At 73.8% G+C, this 19,046-nt stretch carries 15 protein-coding genes; 2 read left to right on the top strand and 13 right to left on the bottom strand.

Annotated elements, in window-relative coordinates:
• The 6 genes from KUM42_RS18770 to lspA all read right to left on the bottom strand — a co-directional run bounded on the left by KUM42_RS18770 (position 1) and on the right by lspA (position 8,002).
• The gene (locus KUM42_RS18770) at positions 1–1,035 is read right to left on the bottom strand and encodes a DUF2567 domain-containing protein (RefSeq protein ID WP_237494035.1); all 1,035 of its coding nucleotides are present in this window, start codon (positions 1,033–1,035) and stop codon (positions 1–3) included.
• 109 nt (positions 1,036–1,144) lie between these two features.
• Complete coding sequence (dnaE, locus tag KUM42_RS18765) at positions 1,145–4,714, bottom strand: DNA polymerase III subunit alpha (RefSeq protein ID WP_237494034.1); 3,570 nt, start codon at positions 4,712–4,714, stop codon at positions 1,145–1,147.
• A gap of 267 nt (positions 4,715–4,981) precedes the next feature.
• The gene (locus KUM42_RS18760) at positions 4,982–5,431 is read right to left on the bottom strand and encodes a GNAT family N-acetyltransferase (protein ID WP_237494033.1); all 450 of its coding nucleotides are present in this window, start codon (positions 5,429–5,431) and stop codon (positions 4,982–4,984) included.
• A 94-nt stretch (positions 5,432–5,525) separates the two neighbouring features.
• Positions 5,526–6,329, bottom strand: a complete 804-nt coding sequence (locus tag KUM42_RS18755; protein ID WP_237494032.1) for a CPBP family intramembrane glutamic endopeptidase — start codon at positions 6,327–6,329, stop codon at positions 5,526–5,528.
• A gap of 12 nt (positions 6,330–6,341) precedes the next feature.
• Positions 6,342–7,307 (bottom strand): RluA family pseudouridine synthase, encoded by a 966-nt coding sequence (locus tag KUM42_RS18750; protein ID WP_237494031.1) that lies wholly within the window; start codon positions 7,305–7,307, stop codon positions 6,342–6,344.
• A 68-nt stretch (positions 7,308–7,375) separates the two neighbouring features.
• Positions 7,376–8,002 (bottom strand): signal peptidase II, encoded by a 627-nt coding sequence (lspA, locus tag KUM42_RS18745; RefSeq protein ID WP_237494030.1) that lies wholly within the window; start codon positions 8,000–8,002, stop codon positions 7,376–7,378.
• A gap of 260 nt (positions 8,003–8,262) precedes the next feature.
• Here lspA and mqo point away from each other — a divergent pair, with 260 nt between their 5' ends.
• Entirely contained in the window at positions 8,263–9,747 is a 1,485-nt protein-coding gene (gene mqo, locus KUM42_RS18740; protein ID WP_237494029.1) for a malate dehydrogenase (quinone), read from the top strand.
• 94 nt (positions 9,748–9,841) lie between these two features.
• On the opposite strand, the gene KUM42_RS18735 is transcribed toward mqo, so the two are convergent.
• Positions 9,842–11,353 carry a potassium/proton antiporter gene (locus KUM42_RS18735; RefSeq protein WP_237494028.1) on the bottom strand — a complete coding sequence of 504 codons (1,512 nt, stop codon included), beginning with the start codon at positions 11,351–11,353 and terminating at the stop codon, positions 9,842–9,844.
• 97 nt (positions 11,354–11,450) lie between these two features.
• On the opposite strand from KUM42_RS18735, the gene ileS reads away from it, so the two are divergent.
• On the top strand, positions 11,451–14,606 hold the full coding sequence (ileS, locus tag KUM42_RS18730; RefSeq protein WP_237494027.1) for an isoleucine--tRNA ligase: 3,156 nt from the start codon (positions 11,451–11,453) through the stop codon (positions 14,604–14,606).
• Between the two features lie 72 nt (positions 14,607–14,678).
• On the opposite strand, the gene KUM42_RS18725 is transcribed toward ileS, so the two are convergent.
• From KUM42_RS18725 to pgeF, 6 genes are all read right to left on the bottom strand, one after another.
• Positions 14,679–15,230: a hypothetical protein gene (locus KUM42_RS18725; protein WP_237494026.1), complete on the bottom strand. Its 552-nt coding sequence runs from the start codon at positions 15,228–15,230 to the stop codon at positions 14,679–14,681.
• A 97-nt stretch (positions 15,231–15,327) separates the two neighbouring features.
• On the bottom strand, positions 15,328–16,047 hold the full coding sequence (locus tag KUM42_RS18720; RefSeq protein ID WP_237494025.1) for a DivIVA domain-containing protein: 720 nt from the start codon (positions 16,045–16,047) through the stop codon (positions 15,328–15,330).
• 103 nt (positions 16,048–16,150) lie between these two features.
• A complete protein-coding gene (locus KUM42_RS18715; protein ID WP_237494024.1) occupies positions 16,151–16,447 on the bottom strand; it encodes a YggT family protein in 297 nt (98 codons plus the stop codon).
• Positions 16,448–16,500: 53 nt separating this feature from the next.
• Positions 16,501–17,373 carry a cell division protein SepF gene (locus KUM42_RS20455; RefSeq protein WP_370629322.1) on the bottom strand — a complete coding sequence of 291 codons (873 nt, stop codon included), beginning with the start codon at positions 17,371–17,373 and terminating at the stop codon, positions 16,501–16,503.
• A 94-nt stretch (positions 17,374–17,467) separates the two neighbouring features.
• Complete coding sequence (locus KUM42_RS18705) at positions 17,468–18,313, bottom strand: YggS family pyridoxal phosphate-dependent enzyme (protein ID WP_237494023.1); 846 nt, start codon at positions 18,311–18,313, stop codon at positions 17,468–17,470.
• On the bottom strand, positions 18,310–19,041 hold the full coding sequence (gene pgeF / locus KUM42_RS18700; protein ID WP_237494022.1) for a peptidoglycan editing factor PgeF: 732 nt from the start codon (positions 19,039–19,041) through the stop codon (positions 18,310–18,312). Before pgeF ends, KUM42_RS18705 begins: the two co-directional genes overlap by 4 nt.
• Between the last annotated feature and the right edge of the window lie 5 nt (positions 19,042–19,046).

Genomic DNA, 19,046 nt, shown 5'->3' with positions numbered 1-19,046 from the left:
TCAGGTGGCCGGCGGCGGGACCGGCGGGAGCGGGAGACGCAGCGGCTGGTCGTCGGGCTCGGGGCGGCCCAGGTCCTGACGCGAGGTGTAGGTGGCGGCCACCAGGTAGACCACCACCGCCAGGAACGGCCCGACCGCGAGCGCGGCGGTGGCCCGCAGCCCCAGCCCGGTGGTGACCGTGCGGCCCACCTCGGTCAGGTCGGCCTCTGTGGGACCGGCGCCCAGCCACGCGCCCAGCTGCCAGGCGACCACCCCGGCGGCGAGCACCCCGGTGGCCAGCGCGGTCAGCAGCAGTGCGCCCCGCCGGCTGCGCAGCCGCCAGACCACCAGCCCGGCCAGCAGCCCGAGCGCGGCCAGGACGAGCACGAAGACGCCGTCGTCGGACATGAACAGCTCGGAGTTGGGCAGCCCGCTGACCGGGACGACGTCGGTCTCGGTCACCCGGTAGTCCGCCCGCGGCGCCAGCCACAGCCACAGCGCGCCCGCGGGCAGCCCGGACAGGGCGAGCACCAGCACGGTGAGCAGCCCGGTCCGCAGGTCCTGCCGGCTCCCCCGCAGCCCCGGGACGCCCGCCCGGCGGGCCTGCGCCCACGGCGGGACCGGCGGCCCCGGCTCACCGACCGGCTCGACCCCGCCGGGCTGACCGCCCGGGGACTCGGCACCTGACGGAGCACCCGGCAGCGGGACCCCTGACGGGTGGGCACCGAACGGCTCCGCCGAGGCCGGCTGCCCGGGCCCGGACACGGGCTGCGGCCCGGACGCCGGGAACGGCTGCGGACCCGAGGCCGGGAACGGCTGCGGACCCGAGGCCGAGGACGGCTGCGGACCCGAGGCCGAGGACGGCTGCGGACCCGACGCCGGGAACGGCTGCGGACCCGACGCCGGGAACGGCTGCGGACCGGAGGCCGGGAACGGCTGCGGGTCGCCGGTGGGGATCTGCTCGGTGTCGGTCCCCGGAGCGGGGTCCGGACCGCCCGCGGAGCCGGGACGCGCCGGGAAGGGGGGCAGCGGCCCGGCGGATCGGGGGTCGGTCACCGGGCCATTGTCGACACAGCCACCGGGGAACTCCCTGGCAGGTCGCCCGGGCCCCGGTCCGGACGCCCTCGCGAGGCGCCCGGACCGGGCACGGGGACCGGCCGCGGGCTCACAGCAGGGCGACGCTGGTGGGGCCCAGCAGCGCCTTGATGTCGCCCATCAGCGCCGTGCTCGGCCGCACCCGCAGCCCCTGGTCCAGCCGCAGCACCGTCTCCCGGCCGCCGTTGAGCAGCTTGAGCTGCACCTCGGTCGTGCCCGGGTGGCTGCCCAGCACCTCGCGCAGCCGCTCCACCACCGGCGGCGTGCACCGTGCCGCCGGCAGGCTGACCAGCACCGGGCCGCGGGGGCCCTCGGTGATCTCCGGGATGGTGACCTCGGCGGCGAACAGCGACGGGGTGTCGTCGCGGCGGCTGATCCGGCCCTTGACCGCGATGACCTGGTCGCGGACGACCTTCTCCGACACCTCGGCCCACGTCTTGGGGAAGAACAGCACCTCGATGCCGGCCTCGAGGTCCTCGAGCGTGGCGATCGCCCACGGCGCGCCCTGCTTGTTGGTGCGCGGCCCGACCGCGGTGAGGATGCCGGCGATGGTCACGTTGGCGCCGTCCTCCACGCCGCCGGACAGGATCTCGGCCAGCGAGGTGTCGGCGTGCGAGGTGAGGACGTGCTCGATGCCGTGCAGCGGGTGGTCGGAGACGTAGAGGCCGAGCATGTCGCGCTCGAAGACCAGCTTCTCCGACTTCGACCAGTCCGCGGTGGGGATCGGGATGTCCAGCGCGGCGCTGAGCGGGTCACCGATGCCCGCTCCGTCGTCCTCACCGAAGCTGCCGAAGAGGTCGAACTGGCCCTCGGCCTCCCGGCGCTTGAGGCTCATCGCCGAGTCGACGGCCTGCGCGTGGATCGCTGCGATGCCCTGCCGCGAGTGGCCCAGGGAGTCGAAGCCACCGGCCTTGGCCAGCGACTCGATGACCTTCTTGTTGCAGGCCACCGTGTCGATCTTGCGCATGAAGTCGGCGAAGTCCTTGAACGCGCCCTTCTCCTCGCGCGCCTTGACGATCGAGGCGACGACGTTGTGCCCGACGTTGCGCACCGAGGCCAGGCCGAAGCGGATGTCGCCACCGACGGCGGTGAAGTCCCAGGAGGACTGGTTGACGTCGGGCGGGAGGACCTTGATGCCCATCCGGCGGCACTCGGCCAGGTAGACCGGCCGCCGTTCCTTGTCGTCCTGGACGCTGGTGAGCAGCCCGGCCATGTACTCGGCCGGGTAGTTGGCCTTGAGGTAGGCCGTCCAGTAGGAGATCAGGCCGTAGGCCGCCGAGTGCGCCTTGTTGAACGCGTAGTCGGCGAAGGGCACCAGGATGTCCCAGAGCGTCTTGACCGCCGCGGCGGAGAAGCCGTTGGCCTTCATGCCGGCCTCGAAGCCGACGTACTCGGCGTCCAGGACCGACTTCTTCTTCTTGCCCATCGCGCGGCGCAGCAGGTCGGCCTTGCCGAGGGAGTACCCGGCGACCTTCTGCGCGATCGACATGACCTGCTCCTGGTACACGATCAGGCCGTAGGTGCCGCCCAGGATCTCCGCGAGCGGCTCGGCCAGCTCCGGGTGGATCGGGGTGATCTCCTGCTGGCCGTTCTTGCGCAGCGCGTAGTTGGTGTGCGAGTTGGCACCCATCGGGCCGGGCCGGTAGAGGGCACCGACGGCGGAGATGTCCTCGAAGTTGTCCGGGCGCATCAGCCGCAGCAGCGACCGCATCGGGCCGCCGTCGAACTGGAAGACGCCCAGGGTGTCGCCGCGGGAGAGCAGGGCGTACGTGGCCGGGTCGGTGAGGTCCTTGCTGATCTCGTCGAGGTCGACCGGGTCCTTGCCGTTGATCACGATGTTGCGCAGCGCGTCGTCGAGGACGGTGAGGTTGCGCAGGCCCAGGAAGTCCATCTTGAGCAGGCCGAGCGTCTCGCAGGTCGGGTAGTCGAACTGCGTGATGATCGCGCCGTCGGCCTCGCGCCGCATGATCGGGATGCTGTCGATCAGCGGGTAGCGGCCGATGATGACGCCGGCGGCGTGCACGCCCCACTGGCGCTTCAGGCCCTCGAGCTTGCGGGCCTGGTCGACGACCTCGGCGGCACCGGGGTCGGACTCGTAGCGGGCGCGGAACTCCGCGGCCTCCTTGTAGCGGTCGTGCTTGGGGTCGAAGATCCCCGACAGCGGGATGTCCTTGCCCATGACGCCCGGGGGCATGAGCTTGGTCAGCTCGTCACCGACGGAGTAGGGCCGGTCGAGCACCCGGGCGGCGTCCTTGATCGCGGCCTTGGCCTTGATCGTGCCGTAGGTGACGATCTGGCTGACCCGCTCCTCGCCGTACTTCTGCGAGACGTACTGGATGACCTCGCCGCGGCGCCGGTCGTCGAAGTCGATGTCGACGTCGGGCATGGACACGCGCTCGGGGTTGAGGAACCGCTCGAAGAACAGCCCGTGCGCCAGCGGGTCCAGGTCGGTGATGCCCATGGCGTAGGCGGCCATGGAGCCGGCGGCCGAGCCACGGCCGGGGCCGACCCGGATGCCGTTGTCCTTGGCCCAGTTGATGAAGTCCGCGACCACGAGGAAGTACCCCGGGAAGCCCATCTGGGCGATGATCCCGGTCTCGTAGTCGGCCTGCTTGCGCACGGCGTCCGGGATGCCGGCGGGGTACCGCTTGTGCAGCCCGGCCTCGACCTCCTTGATGAACCAGGAGGTCTCGTCCTCCCCCTCGGGCAGCGGGAAGCGCGGCATGAGGTCCGCACCCTCGGTGAACTGGACCTCGCACTGCTCGGCGACGACCAGGGTGTTGTCGCAGGCCTCGGGGAGCTCGCTGAACAGCGCGCGCATCTCGGCCGAGGACTTCAGGTAGTAGCCGTCGCCGTTGAACTTGAAGCGGTTGGGCTCGTTGAGCCGCGACCCGGTCTGGATGCACAGCAGCGCATCATGGGCCTGGGCGTCCTCACGGTGGGTGTAGTGCAGGTCGTTGGTGGCCAGCAGCGGGATGCCGAGGTCCTTGGCGATCTTGAGCAGGTCCGGCCGGGTCTTCTTCTCGATGTTCAGGCCGTGGTCCATGACCTCGGCGTAGAAGTTCTCCTTGCCGAAGATGTCCTGGAAGTCGGCCGCGGCGGCGACGGCCTTGTCGTACTTGCCGGCGCGCAGCCACATGTTCACCTCGCCCGACGGGCAGCCGGTGGTGGCGATCAGGCCCTTGCCGTGCTTCTCCAGCAGGTCGCGGTCGAAGCGCGGCTTGCGGTACTGGCCCTCGAGGCTGGCCATGGAGGAGATGCGGAAGAGGTTGTGCATCCCCTCGGTGGTGCGGGCCAGCATCGTCATGTGCGTGTAGGCGGCCTTGCCGCGGTTGTTGCCGCCGTCGCCCTCTTCGTCGATGAGCTTGTCGCCGAAGTCGTACGGTGCGCGGTCGAAGCGCGAGCCGGGCGTGTAGTAGCCCTCCATGCCGATGATCGGCTTGACCCCGGCGGCGTTCGCCTGCTTGTAGAAGTCGTAGGCGCCGAACACGTTGCCGTGGTCGGTCATCGCCAGCGCCGGCATGCCCTCGGCGGCCGCCGCCTTCGTCACCTCACCCAGCTTCGCCGCCCCGTCGAGCATCGAGTACTCGGTGTGCACGTGCAGGTGTGCGAACGAGTCGGACGAGGGGGTGCTGCTCACGGTGGGTGGTGCTCCTCACGGTCGTGCGGCCGACTGACCACCGGCGGGTGGTCAGGGGCGGCGGGTCGTTCTGGGTGACCGGCGGGGAAGGCCGTTCGGTGCTGGCGCGGTGTGCGGACGCGAGGTCGGCACCTGTCGATCCTCGCACCTGGACAGTCCTACGCCGAGGGTCCGACAGGACGTGTCTCCGCGATCCGGACCACTCCGTCACGGCCCGGTCGCGCCTCCTGGCCGATCGTCACCCCGGTCTCGCGGCCGGCGTGCCCGTCAGCGCGCCGGGAGCTCCTTGACCATCGTCACGTGGGTGATCCCGGCCTCCTCGTACTGCTCCCCCACCGCCGTGTAGCCGGCCCGGTCGTAGAAGCCGCGGGCGCTCACCTGGGCGTGCAGCTCGACCGCCCGCTGCCCCCGAGCGGCGGCCTCGGCCTCCAGGACGGCGAGCACCGCGGACCCGTGCCCACGGCCCCGGACGCTGGCGTCGGCGGCCATCCGTCCCACGATCGCCCGCCCCGGGCCGGCGGCGTCGGGCAGCAGCCGGCCGGTGGCGGCCACCCGACCGGCGTCGTCCCGGCTCAGGGCGTGGACGGCGGCCGCGTCGCGCTCGTCGAGCTCCAGCTCGGCCGGCACGCCCTGCTCGGCGACGAAGACCCGCTGCCGGAGCGCGGACACCTCCGGCCAGTCGGCGGGCGTGGCGAGGCGGGCGGCCGGGGTGCTCACGCGGTCCATTCTCATCGGCGCCGCTCGCGCACCGGCCGTGGGTCGTCGTCCGCGACGTGGTGCACCGCGACGTCCCGGAGCCCGCCCGGCCCGCTCACCGGACCGGGACGACGGAGGCGGACGGCAGCGCGGAGGAGGGGACGAGCAGGAAGCGCAGGTCGATCGCGGCGTGCAGCAGCACCGGCAGCAACAGCGACCCGGTGGACAGGTACACGCCGGCCAGCAGCGCGCCGAGCACGCCGGTGGTCAGCACCCCGGTCGGCCCCTGGTAGGCGTGCGCCAGGCCGAAGGCCACCCCGGCGACCAGCACGAGCACGAGGGCGGGGAGCCCCGGGGCCAGCGCGGCGACCACGGCCAGGAAGAAGCCGCGGTACAGCCACTCCTCGCACACCCCGGCGGTGACGCCGACGAGCGCGAACAGCCGGCGCTCACCGGTGCTGCGCGGCAGCAGCGCGAGCGCGGCGTGGCCGGGCGGCTCGGCGTGCCGGGCGTCACCGGGGCGGGTGCGGCGCAGCGCCTCCGGCGGGGGCCCGGCCAGCGCCCCGGACCGCAGCGCCCGGACCGACAGCACCGCCAGCACCAGCAGCGCGACGACGACGACCGAGGTGAGCGGGCCCGGCAGACCGGTCGGCAGCCGGAGACCCACGTCGGCGGCACCGACGTGGGGGGCGGCCAGCCACACCACCAGCGTCACCGCCGCCAGGCCCCACTCGAGCACCAGCAGCCGCCGGTAGAACGACCGCCGGGCGGCCGGGTCGGACCGCAGCCGCCCCTCGAAGCGCCGGTGCAGGACGTACCCGACGAACGGCTCCCCCACGACCAGGTAGACGGCGATCACCGCCGCGGCCAGCTGCGCCGGACCGAGGTCGGCGAAGGAGGTGAGGTCGGGGGCGGACACGAGGGGCGCGGCTCAGTTCTCGCTGCGCAGCAGCGCCAGGGCACCGGCGAGGTCGGCCGGGTACTCGCTGGTGAACTGCACCCAGCGACCGTCGGCCGGGTGGGCGAACCCGAGCCGGACGGCGTGCAGCCACTGCCGGCCCACGCCCAGCCGGGCGGCCAGCGCCGGGTCGGCGCCGTAGGTCAGGTCGCCGACGCAGGGGTGCTTCAGCGCGGAGAAGTGCACCCGGATCTGGTGGGTGCGCCCGGTCTCCAGGTGGATGTCGACCAGGCTGGCCGACGGGAAGGCCTCCATGACCTCGTAGTGGGTGACCGACGGGCGCCCACCGGTGACGACGGCGAAGCGCCAGTCGTGCTTGGGGTGCCGGTCGATGGGGGCGTCGATGGTGCCCTTGGACGGGTCGGGGTGGCCCTGCACCAGGGCGTGGTAGCCCTTGTCGACGGTGCGCTCCTTGAAGGCGGCCTTGAGCAGCGTGTAGGCGCGCTCGCTCTTGGCCACCACCATCAGCCCGGTGGTGGCGGCGTCCAGCCGGTGCACGATGCCCTGCCGCTCGGCCGCACCGCTGGTGGAGATGCGGTACCCGGCCGCGGCCAGCCCGCCGGTGACGGTGGGCCCGGTCCAGCCCGGGCTGCCGTGCGCGGCGACGCCGACCGGCTTGTCGATCACCACGACGTCGTCGTCGTCGTACACGACGGTCATGCCGGCCACCGGCTGCGGTGCGGCCGGCTCGCCCGGGGGCGGGGGCAGCTCGACCTCCAGCCAGCTGCCGCCGGTCAGCCGGTCGCCCTTGCCGCGCGGCCGGCCGTCGACGACCACGGCCCCGGCGTCGGCGAGGTCGGCGGCCACACCGCGGCTGATGCCGAACATCCGCGCCAGCGCCTGGTCGACCCGCTGGCCCTCCAGGCCGTCGGGCACCGGGACGGAGCGCAGCTCACCGCGCCGTCCGCCGGTGGTGGTCGGTCCAGAGTGGCTCGTCACCGGTTCATTGTGGCCCCTCCGCAGGGGCCCGCCGCGAGCTCCCGACTGGTGGGCAGAGGGGTCCTCCATCAGCCGGCGGCGGTCCCGGCGTCCCGTTCGGCGTCGGCCGCGGCCGTGCGCGCGGCCTCCTTGTCCTTCGTCCGGCCGCCGTCGAACTCGATGCCGCGGAAGGCCAGCAGCGCACCCAGCACGCCGCCGCAGACGATCGCGGAGTCGGCCACGTTGAAGATCGGGTAGTGCTCGCCGTTCGGCCCGAACACCGAGATCCAGTCGACGACGCCGCCGCGCAGGAACCCCGGGTCGCGGAAGACCCGGTCGACCAGGTTGCCGACCGCGCCACCGAGGACCAGGGCCAGCGCGACCGCCCAGCCGGTGGAGAACAGCCGGCGGGCGCTGCGCACGATGACCACCGCCACCGCCAGGGCGATGAGGGTGAACACCACGGTGGCGCCCTCGGCGAAGGCGAACGCCGCGCCGGTGTTGCGCGCCTGGGTCAGGTAGACGGCCCCGCCCAGCGTGCGGATGTTCTCGCCGCGGTCGATGGTGGCGACGACCAGCAGCTTCGTGCCGAGGTCCAGGACGAGCACGGCGAGGGCCAGCCCGAGCAGCAACCGGGCCCGGGAGCGGCGCGGCGGAGGGGTGGCGGCGGAGGACCCGCTCACCGGCCCCGGGGTGGGGTGGGACTGCTCGGACACCGCGCCGTCCTCCTGTCCGCGACCCCGGCGGCCACGTCGGCGACGACGATAGCGGCGAGGGCCGGACGGCCCGTCTGCCACGCTGGAGCCCTCCCGGCTGCCGGGCTGCGCGCGGGCCCGGCGCAGGGCACCCTCGGCAGGAGGTCCGCTGTGAGCCAACTCATCCCCCTGTTCGCCGGAGACCGTCCGGTCCGGGGCGTGCAGCAGGCGGGCGCGGACGACGATGGGACGGGAATCCACTCGATGCACGGAGGAAGATCGTGACCAGCGACGCTCACAACCCCGACGTCGTCCTCGTCGGCGGCGGCATCATGAGCGCCACGCTCGCCGCCCTGCTGGGGATCGTCGCGCCGGACTGGACCGTCCAGGTGTTCGAGTCCGGCACCGCGGTGGCCGGGGAGAGCTCCGGGCCGTGGAACAACGCCGGCACCGGGCACTCCGCGCTGTGCGAGCTGAACTACACCCCGGCCCGCCCCGACGGCACGGTCGACCCGACCAAGGCCATCGGGATCAACGAGCAGTTCCAGGTGTCCCGGCAGTTCTGGTCGCACCTGGTGCGCAGCGGGCTGACCGACTCGCCCAAGTCCTTCATCACCTCCGTGCCGCACATCAGCTTCGTCACCGGCCCCGACGGCCACCGCTACATGCGCAACCGCTACGAGGCGCTGGCACCGCAGCCGCTGTTCGCCGGACTGGAGCACACCGACTCCCCCGGTGAGCTGACCGACTGGGTCCCGCTGATGATGGAGCGCCGCGACCCCACCGAGGCCGTCGCCGCCACCCGGTCCCTCTCCGGCACCGACGTGAACTTCGGCGCGCTCACCGGGCTGCTCGTCGACGCGGCCGTCGCCCGCGGCGTGCAGCTGCACCTGCGGCACCGGGTGGCCAAGGTGCGCCGGGAGACCGACGGGCGCTGGGCCACCACCGTCACCGACCTGGACACCGGCGCCAAGCGGACCGTGCGCAGCAGGTTCTTGTTCGTCGGCGCCGGCGGTGGCGCGCTGCCCCTGCTGCAGGGCTCGGGCATCCCGGAGATCCGCCGGTTCGGTGGCTTCCCGGTCAGTGGCCAGTTCCTGCGCAGCCGCAACCCCGAGCTGGTCGCCCGGCACCAGGCCAAGGTCTACGGCCAGGCCAAGGTCGGGGCGCCGCCGATGTCGGTGCCGCACCTGGACCTGCGGCTCATCGACGGCGAGCAGTCGCTGCTGTTCGGGCCCTACGCCGGCTTCTCGCCCAAGTTCCTGAAGTCCGGGTCGATGTGGGACCTGCCGCGCTCGGTGCGCAGCGGCAACCTCGGCTCGATGCTGGGCGCGGGCATCGCCAACATCCCGCTGACGAGGTACCTGATCGGGCAGGTGCTGCAGTCGACCGGCTCGCGGTTCAAGGCGCTGGAGGAGTTCGTGCCCACCGCCGAGTCCGGCGACTGGGAGCTGATCACCGCCGGCCAGCGCGTGCAGGTCATCAAGCAGGACCCGAACACCAAGCGCGGCGTCCTGCAGTTCGGCACAGAGCTCATCGTGGGTGCCGAGGGCACCATCGCCGGCCTGTTGGGCGCCTCCCCGGGCGCCTCGACCGCGACGGCGGCCATGCTCACGCTGCTGGAGCGGGCCTTCCCCGACCGGATCGACGGCTGGCGCCCGCTGCTGCAGGAGGCCATCCCCTCCTACGGCCACCAGCTCTCGGACAACCCCGAGCTGCTGGCCGAGGTCCGCGCCGACACGACGAAGACCCTGGAACTGCGGGGCTGAGGCCGGGTACAGCCACCTCGGCGACCGTCCGGCCGTGTCCCGCACCGGCTCGACGGTCGCCCCGGTGGCCAGACCGCCGTCGACGCAGGGGGGGTCAGTCGGTCTCGCTGGGCTCGCCGAACTCGCCGCGCCAGGTGGCCAGGCGGCCGCCGCGGCTGACGGCGCGCAGCCGGCGCTCGGCCTCCAGCCGGGAGCCGCGGGCGGTCACCAGCAGCGCCTGGTCCCCGCGCATCAGCCGCGTGGTGCGGTCGGGGACGAACGGCTGGCCGTCGCGGACGACGAGCACCACCGAGGCGTTCTCCGGCAGCCGGAGCTCGGGCAGGTAGACGCCGTGCAGCCGGGAGGTCTCCGGCACCCGCAGCTGCATGAGCTCGGCACCGAGCTCGTCCAGCGGGGCGGACTCCACGTCGATGTCGCGCGGGGTGACCGGGGTGGCGATCCGCAGCCACCGGGCGACGGTGGGCAGGGACCACCCCTGCACCAGGGTGAAGACGACGACGAGCACGAAGACCGTGTCGAACACGCGGGTGGCGCCGGGCACCTGGGCGGCGATCGGGAAGGTCGCCAGCACGATCGGGACCGCACCTCGCAGGCCCGCCCAGGAGACGAACACCTGCTGGGAGACCGGCATCCGGAAGCCGACGAGGCTCACCGCCACCGACAGCGGGCGGGCCAGCAGCAGCAGCGCCCCGCCGATCAGCAGCGCGGGCAGCAGCGCCCCGGGCAGCCGGGACGGCGAGACGAGCAGCCCCAGCAGCACGAACAGCCCGATCTGGGCCAGGCTCGCCATGCCCTCGGCGAAGCCGATCGTGCCGGCCCGGTGCGGGAGCGCGGAGTTGCCCAGCACCAGCCCGCACAGGTAGACGGCCACGAAGCCCGAGGTGTGCGCCAGGTCGGCGGAGGAGAACGCCAGCACACACAGCGCCAGCGTCGCCAGCGGGTAGAAGCCGACCAGGGGCAGCGCGGCCCGGCGCAGCAGCCAGGCGCCGCCGAAGCCCAGGCCGACGCCGATCACCGCTCCCCCGGCCAGCTCGCCGAGCACCTCGGCCAGCACCAGGTACCAGGGGTGGGTGTGCCCGCCGGTGAGCTGTTCGGACAGGGCGAGCACCAGCAGGATCACCGGGGCGTCGTTGAGCCCGGACTCCAGCTCCAGGGTGGCCACCATCCGCCGCGGCAGCGGCAGCCGGCGCAGCGTGGAGAACACCGCGGCGGCGTCGGTGGAGGTCACCACCGCGCCCAGCAGCAGGGCGAAGGCCCAGGAGTAGTCGAGCAGCCAGACCGCGACCACGGCGACCACGGCGACGCTGACCACCACCCCGACCGTGGACAGCGCGATGCCCGGGCCCACCGCCCGGCGGACGTCGGCCCAGCGGGTGGTCAGCCCGCCCTCGGCCAGGATGACCACCAGGGCGGCGACCCCGAGGGTCTGGGTGAGGGCGACGTCCTCGAACTCGACGCCCACGCCGCTCTCGCCCAGGGCGACGCCGAGGGCGAGGTAGAGCAGCAGCGAGGGCAGCCCGATCCGGTCGGCCAGCCGCAGCGCGACGGCGGCGACGAGGACCACCAGGGCGCCGACGGCGAGCGCCGCGGTGACCGTGGTGTTCATCGCCGGGCCCCCATGCGGGGCAGTGTCCCGTACCGGTGTGCCGCCCGGATGACGCCGGTTGCGTCGGGGCGGTGGCGGGGTCGGGGATGATGGGGACGTGAGTGCACCCTCCGGCCCCTTCCAGGCCCTCCCGCCCCAGGTCGACCTGCCGGCCCTCGAGCACGAGGTGCTGGCGCAGTGGGCGACCGACGAGGTCTTCGCCCGCACCCTGGAGGGCTCCACCGACCGCCCCCAGTGGGTGTTCTACGAGGGCCCGCCGACGGCGAACGGGCGGCCGGGCACCCACCACATCGAGGCGCGCGCGTTCAAGGACGTCTTCCCCCGGTTCAAGACGATGCAGGGCTACCACGTGCCCCGCCGCGCCGGCTGGGACTGCCACGGCCTGCCCGTGGAGATCGCCGTCGAGCAGGAGCTGGGCTTCGCCGGCAAGCCCGACATCGAGGCCTACGGCATCGCGGAGTTCAACGCCCGCTGCCGGGAGTCCGTCGAGCGGCACGTCGGTGCCTTCGCCGAGCTCACCGAGCGGATGGGCTACTGGGTCGACATGTCGACCGCCTACCGCACGATGGACGCCAGCTACATCGAGAGCGTCTGGTGGTCGCTGAAGCAGGTGTTCGACAAGGGCCTGCTGGTGGAGTCCCACCGGGTCGCCCCCTACTGCCCGCGCTGCGGCACCGGCCTCTCCGACCACGAGGTGGCCCAGGGCTACGAGACGCTGGTCGACCCCTCGGTCTACGTGCGGATGCCGGTCACCACCGGCGAGTGGGCCGAGAAGGCCGACCTGCTGGTCTGGACGACGACGCCGTGGACGCTGCCGAGCAACACCGCCGTCGCGGTGCACCCCGACGTCACCTACGTCGTGGCCCGCCCGGCCGGTGACGAGCAGGGCCGCCCGCTGGTCGTGGCCGAGCCGCTGCTGACCGCAGCACTCGGCGAGGGCGCGCAGGTCCTGGCCCGCACCACCGGCCGCGACTGGGAGCGCACCCGCTACCAGCGCCCGTTCACCCTCGTCGACTTCCCCGAGGACGTCGAGACGCACTACGTCGTCCTGGCCGAGTACGTCACCACCGAGGACGGCACCGGGCTGGTGCACCAGTCGCCGGCCTTCGGCGCCGACGACTTCGCCGTGGGCCGGGCCTACGGGCTGCCGGTCGTGAACCCGATCGACCCGACCGGGCACTTCACCGCCGACGTCCCGCTGGTGGGCGGCCACTTCTTCAAGGCCGCCGACCCGACGCTCGTGCAGGACATGCAGGACCGGGGCGTGCTGTACCGGGAGCTGCGCTACGAGCACAGCTACCCGCACTGCTGGCGCTGCCACACGCCGCTCATGTACTACGCGCAGCCCTCCTGGTACATCCGCACCAGCGAGGTCAAGGGCCAGCTGCTGGCGCAGAACGAGCGCACGAACTGGTACCCGGAGAACATCAAGGAGGGTCGCTTCGGCGACTGGCTCAACAACAACGTCGACTGGGCGCTCTCGCGCGACCGGTACTGGGGCACGCCGCTGCCGATCTGGCGCAACGACGCCGACCCGTCCCGGATGGTCGTCGTCGGCTCGCTGGCCGAGCTGTCGGAGCTGACCGGCCGCGACCTGTCCGACCTGGACCCGCACCGGCCCTTCATCGACGACGTCACCTTCACCGTGGACGGCGAGGAGGGCACCTACCGCCGGGTCCGGCAGGTCATCGACGCCTGGTACGACTCCGGCTCGATGCCCTTCGCCCAGTGGGGCGCCCCGCACCGCAACAACGCGGAGTTCCAGGCGGCCTACCCGGCGCAGTTCATCGCCGAGGCGATCGACCAGACCCGCGGCTGGTTCTACACGCTGATGGCCGTCGGCACCCTGGTGTTCGAGCAGAGCAGCTACGAGAACGTGCTGTGCCTGGGCCACATCCTGGCCGAGGACGGCCGCAAGATGAGCAAGCACCTGGGCAACATCCTGGAGCCCATGCCGCTGATGGACCGGCACGGCGCCGACGCCGTCCGCTGGTTCATGCTCGCCGGCGGCTCGCCGTGGTCGGCCCGCCGGGTCGGGCACGAGACGCTGTCCGAGGTCGTGCGCAAGGTGCTGCTGACCTACTGGAACACCGCCAGCTTCTTCACCCTCTACGCCTCCACCAACGGCTGGGACCCCGCGACCACCCCCGCGCCCCCGCGCGCGGAACGGCCACTGCTGGACCGCTGGGCGCTGGCCGAGCTCGCCTCCGTCACCGACGGGGTCACCCGCGCGCTGGAGGACTTCGACACCCAGACCGCCGGCCGGCTGATCGCCGAGTTCGTCGACGACCTGTCCAACTGGTACGTCCGGCGCAGCCGCCGCCGCTTCTGGGACGGCGACCCGTCGGCCCTGGGCACGCTGCACGAGGTGCTCGACGGTCTGACCCGGCTGATGGCGCCGTTCACCCCGTTCGTCACCGAGCGGGTGTGGGGCACCGTCGTCGCCCCGGGGCTCACCGGCGCCGCGGACTCGGTCCACCTGGCCAGCTGGCCCACCGTGGACGCCGAGGCCCGCGACGACGAGCTGGTGGCGCAGATGACGCTGGTGCGCCGGCTGGTCGAGCTGGGCCGCTCCGCGCGCACCTCGGCGAAGTCCCGCACCCGCCAGCCGCTGGCCCGGGCCCTGGTCGCGGCCCCCGGGTGGTCGCAGCTCCCCCGCGACCTGGTCGCCGAGGTCGCCGACGAGCTCAACGTCGCCGAGCTGACGGAGCTCGCCGCGGTCGGCGGCTCGCTGGTCGACGTCTCGGTGAAGGTGGACTTCCGCGCGGTGGGCCGCCGGCTGGGCAAGCAGGTGCAGGCCGTCGCCGCGGCCGTCGCCGCCACCGACCCGGCCGAGCTCGTCGCCGCCTACCGCGCCGGCACGGCCACCGTGCCGGTCGAGGGCGCCGACGTCCCGCTGGCCGAGGGCGACCTGATCGTCACCGAGACCCCGCGCGAGGGCTGGACCGTGGCCTCGGCCGGCGGGCTGACCGTCGCGCTGGACCTCACCCTCACTCCCGAGCTGGAGCGCGCCGGGCTGGTGCGCGAGGTGGTCCGGCTGGTGCAGGAGGCCCGCAAGACCACCGGCCTGGCCGTCAGCGACCGCATCCAGCTGTGGTGGACCGGCGAGGACGCCGTGGCCCAGGCGCTGACCGAGCAGGCCGAGCAGGTGGCCGGTGAGGTGCTGGCCAGCTCGGTGCACGCGCAGACGACCGGCGACGGCGAGGCCCTCGAGGGCCCGTCGGGGTCGCGGATCTGGATCGCCCGCGCCTGAGGGAGGGCCCCCGTGCCCCCCACCGCTCGCGAGCTCGCGGCGGGGCCCGGCACGGGGGCCGGGGGGCGGGGCCTAGCCGGTGCGGCGGGACCGCTCGCGGTCGGCGAGGACGTGGTCGGGGGTACAGACCGCGCACGGCGTGAAGCCGTCGGTGCGGGCCTCGACCATCGGGAGCGGGACGGTCGGCACGCCGCGCAGGTGCGGGCAGCCGGGCAGGTGGTAGCGCGGGTGCTCGTCGACGACCAGCACGTCGGTGGTCAGGTCGAGCACCAGCAGCAGGTCGGCGACCGCGACCTCCTCCACACCCGGGTCCCCGCCGGTCACCTCGGCACGGCTCACCACCGCGGCAGCCGGCTCGCGCACGGCGTGGGCGCCGGTCGTCGGCGCTGCTCTGGCGACGTCGGGAGCCGGGACGAGAGGTGCACCCGCCGGGGCCAGGGCCGAGCGGACGGCGGGCCGGTGGGTGCGGGCCGAGCGTCGGGTCACAGCACCCAGTGCCAGCACCGCGGCCGCGGCCAGGCTGCTGGCGAACGAGGCCCACTGCAGGGCGGCCGACCCCTGCGCCAGCCCCGCGGCGAACAACCCGGCGGCACCGAGCACGAGCAGCACGGCGGCCAGGAGCACAGCCGGATGCTAACGGCGCCGCCCCGTCGACCCCCCGGAACACGCACAGCCCCTCCGGACCGGGGTCCGGAGGGGCTGTGCCGAGCGCGGGCGGCGCTTACGCGCTGACGTGCTGGTTCTGCCGGTTGTTCGAGGCGGGCTCGGCGGAGCCGCGGCTGTCGAGGTCGCGCAGGTGCGACTCGAGGTAGGAACGCAGCCGGGTGCGGTACTCGCGCTCGAAGGTGCGGAGCTCGTCGACCTTGCGCTCCAGGCTCGCCCGCTTCTCCTCCAGCGAGCCCATGGCCTCGACGTGCTTGCGCTCGGCGTCCTGGGCGAGGGCGGTGGCCTTGGCGCGGGCCTCGCGCTCCATCGTGTCGGCCCGGGTGCGGGCGTCGCCGAGCATGGCGTCGGCGCGGTTCTTGGCCTCGCCGACCATCTGCTCGCTCTTGGCGCGGGCCTCGCTCATCATCCGGTCGCTGGAGGTCTTGGCGCTGCCGACCATCTGGTCGGCCTGCGCCTTGGCCTCGTTGACGTGCCGCTCGGCGGTCTCGGTGGCCAGGGCGAGCATGCGGGAGGCCCGGATGCTGTCGTCCTCGCGGACCTGGGCGGAGGTCTGGGCCGGCGGGGGCGGCGGGGCGGCCACCGTCATCGGCGCGGACTCGGGCCGGTCGGTGCGCGAGCCGGAGCTGCGCAGGTCGTTGTTCTCCTCGATGAGGCGGGCCAGCTCGGCCTCCACCACGTCCAGGAAGGCATCGACCTCGTCCTCGTCGTAGCCGCGCTTGCCGATCGGCGGCTTCTTGAAGACGACGTTGTGGACGTCGGCGGGAGTCAGTGGCATGCGGCTCACCTCAGGTGGGACGGGACGACAGGGAGGTTCTCAGGACAGCGACCGACCGAGCAGGGTGACCGACCCCCGCCGCGGCCTCAGCGAGGTCCGGCGACTAGACGGACGCAGCGAGGTTCTGCACGATGCTGCGCAGCACCACGACCGCGATCAGGAGCACCATAAACCCCAGGTCGAGCCGGATCGACCCCAGGTTCAACGGCGGCACGACCTTCCGCACCGCCTTGAGCGGCGGGTCGGTGGTCGAGTAGACGACCTCGAGCCCGGCGGCGACGAGACCCTGCGGACGCCAGCTGCGGGCCAGGACCATCACCCAGTCCACGACGAACCGGGCGAACAGCAGGATCAGGAAGACGAGCAGGACCGACGCCACGATGTCCAGCAGTACGTTCACGGTCCTCGATCGTTCAGGGCACGTCGTGCGCGGTGGGCGGGGCGTGCGGTGGATCAGGGCTGCTGGAAGAAACCGCCCTCACGGATGCGGGCCTTGTCCTCAGCCGTCACGTCCACGTCCTGCGGGCTGAGCAGGAAGACCTTGGCCGTGACGCGCTCGATACTACCGTGCAGACCGAAGGTCAGACCGATCGCGAAGTCGACCAGGCGCTTGGCGTCGGCGTGCTCCATCTCGGTGAGGTTCATGATCACCGGCATGCCGTCGCGGAACCGCTCGCCGATCGTGCGCGCCTCGTTGTAGTCCTTGGGGTGCACGGTGGTGATCCGGTAGTTCGGCGTCGGCTTGGGGGCCGGGACGGGGGCCGGGGCCGGCTCCGGTGCGGCCTGCACCGACATCGGCTCGCTCACCGCGAGGCCCGCGGCCCCGGACACGGCGCCGATCCGGCTGCGGGCCGAGCCGCTGCCGCCCAGGCCGGCGCTGCCGGCGCCGATGCCCGACCCACCGGCGAGCCGGGCCGAGGTGCTGCCCAGGGTTGGCGCGGGGGCGAGCCCCAGCGTGCGCGGGGCGGCGGCCGGCCGGCGGCCGAGGGAGACCTCGGGCTCGGGTGCGCGCTCGGGGCCCCGGTCGTCGAAGCGGTCGCCGGCGAAGTGGCTCCCCGGGTGCTCGGTGTCGTACCCGGGCGCGCCGTAGCCGGTGTCGCCGTAACCGGCCTCGGCGAACTGCCCGCCGCCGTAGCGGCTGTCGGCACCGGCGGGGACCGGCTCGCCGTAGGTGTCGTCGTGCTCGGCGGTGTAGCGGTCGTACCCGCCCCGCTCGTAGCCGCGCTCGTCACGGTCGTAGTCGCCCTGCCGCGAGGCGTAGCGGTCGTACCCGCCCCGGGTGTCGTCGTCCTCGACGAGGCCGAGGTAGACCCCCATCTTTCGCATGGCTCCGGCCATCGGACGTCTCCTCAGTTCTCGTCGGCGCCGCCGGCTCGTGCTGCGGCCGGCGGATCGGTGGGTCGCGTGGTGCTGGTGTGACTCAGGACCGCGCACGGGTGCCGTGCGGGTCCTCCGCTCCGGAGGCTAGGGGCCGCACGCCGAACAACGCGGTACCGACACGCACCACAGTGGCACCAGCAGTCACACCGGCCTCCAGGTCGCCGCTCATGCCTGCCGATAGCTCCGAGGCAGCAGGATGGTCGGCCCGCACCCGGGCGGCGAGCGCGGCCAGCCGCTCGAAGGCCGGCGCCGGGTCGGTGCCCCGCGGGGCCACCGCCATCAGGCCGCGCAGCCGGAGACCGGCGGCGTCACCCACGGCGTCGGCGAGCCGGGGCACGTCGTCGGGCGGGGCACCGCCCCGCTCCCCCAGCTGCCCCTCGGGCCCGCCGAGGTCGACCTGGACGAAGACGTCGACGACCCGCTCCTGGGTCTCCGCGGCGCGGGCCAGCGCCTGCAGCAGCGGCTCGCGGTCGACCGACTGCACCGTGGCACCCAGCCGGACGACGGCCGCCGCCTTGTTGCGCTGCAGCTGGCCGACCAGGTGCCACCGCAGCGCGGGGACGCCCCGGTCCTCGGCCAGTGCGGCCGCCTTGCCCGACAGCTCCTGCACCCGGTTCTCGGCGAAGTCGAGCTGGCCGAGCGCGGCCAGGGCCGCCACCGCCTCGGCGGGGTGGGTCTTGCTGACCGCCAGCAGGGCGACCGTGGCCGGGTCGCGGCCGGCGGCCCGGGCAGCGGCGTCGATCCGCTCCCGGACCGCCCGCAGGTTCGCGGCCAGCTGCTCGGCGAGCCGGAGGACCCCGTCCCCCTCCCCCCTCGCGAGCTCGGGGCGGGCCTCGGGACGGGGCCGGGGGCCACGAGCCTGCTGGGCGAGGGGGTCCTCGGTCATCCGAGCCAGACGACCCCGGCCTGGCGGCCGGTGACCCCGTCGCGGCGGTGGCTGAACAACCGCGGGTCCTCGACGGTGCACCGGGGGTCGTGCACGACCTGGCGGACCCCCGCGCCCCGGAGGACCTCGGCGATCCCGGCCCGCAGGTCCAGCCCCGGGGTGCCCTGCCGGGTGCGCACGTCGCTGGCCGGGGCCACCCGGGCGACCTCGGCCTGCATCGCGGCGGGCACCTCGTAGTCCAGCCCGCAGACGGCCGGTCCCAGCAGCGCCTCGACGTCGGCCGGGCGGGCGCCCAGCCGGGTCATCGCCGCGAGCGCTGCCGGGACGACACCGCGACGCACGCCCTCGCGGCCGGCGTGCACCGCCGCGACCACCCCGGCGACCGGGTCGGCCAGCAGCACCGGCACGCAGTCGGCGACCAGGACGCACAGCACCAGGCCCGGCGTCGCCGTCACCAGGGCGTCGACGTCGGCGACCGGGTTCTCCCCGGCGTCCTCGACGATGGCGACCCCGGTGCCGTGCACCTGGGTCATCCACACGACCTGCTCACCGGGGACACCGAGCTCGCCGGCCAGGCGGGCCCGGTTGGCGGCGACGTCGGCCGGGTCGTCCCCGACGTGGACGCCGAGGTTGAAGGAGTCGTAGGGCGCAACGGAACGGCCGCCCCGGCGGTCGGTGACGACCCGTCGGGGTCGCACCGCCGTCGGGACGGCCGGTCCGGAGCTCACTGGTG

The sequence above is a fragment of the Modestobacter sp. L9-4 genome (genome assembly GCF_019112525.1).
In the GTDB taxonomy this organism is placed as follows: domain Bacteria; phylum Actinomycetota; class Actinomycetes; order Mycobacteriales; family Geodermatophilaceae; genus Modestobacter.
Note: the sequence above shows the minus strand (reverse complement) of the source record. Positions and strands in the feature narration are given on the sequence as shown.

What these genes read in the sequence shown, in the direction of transcription:
- KUM42_RS18735 (WP_237494028.1), bottom strand. Translation starts at nt 11,353, where the DNA reads ATGAACACCACGGTCACCGCGGCGCTCGCCGTCGGCGCCCTGGTGGTC.
- KUM42_RS18720 (WP_237494025.1), bottom strand. Translation starts at nt 16,047, where the DNA reads ATGCCACTGACTCCCGCCGACGTCCACAACGTCGTCTTCAAGAAGCCG.
- KUM42_RS20455 (WP_370629322.1), bottom strand. Translation starts at nt 17,373, where the DNA reads ATGCGAAAGATGGGGGTCTACCTCGGCCTCGTCGAGGACGACGACACC.
- KUM42_RS18705 (WP_237494023.1), bottom strand. Translation starts at nt 18,313, where the DNA reads ATGACCGAGGACCCCCTCGCCCAGCAGGCTCGTGGCCCCCGGCCCCGT.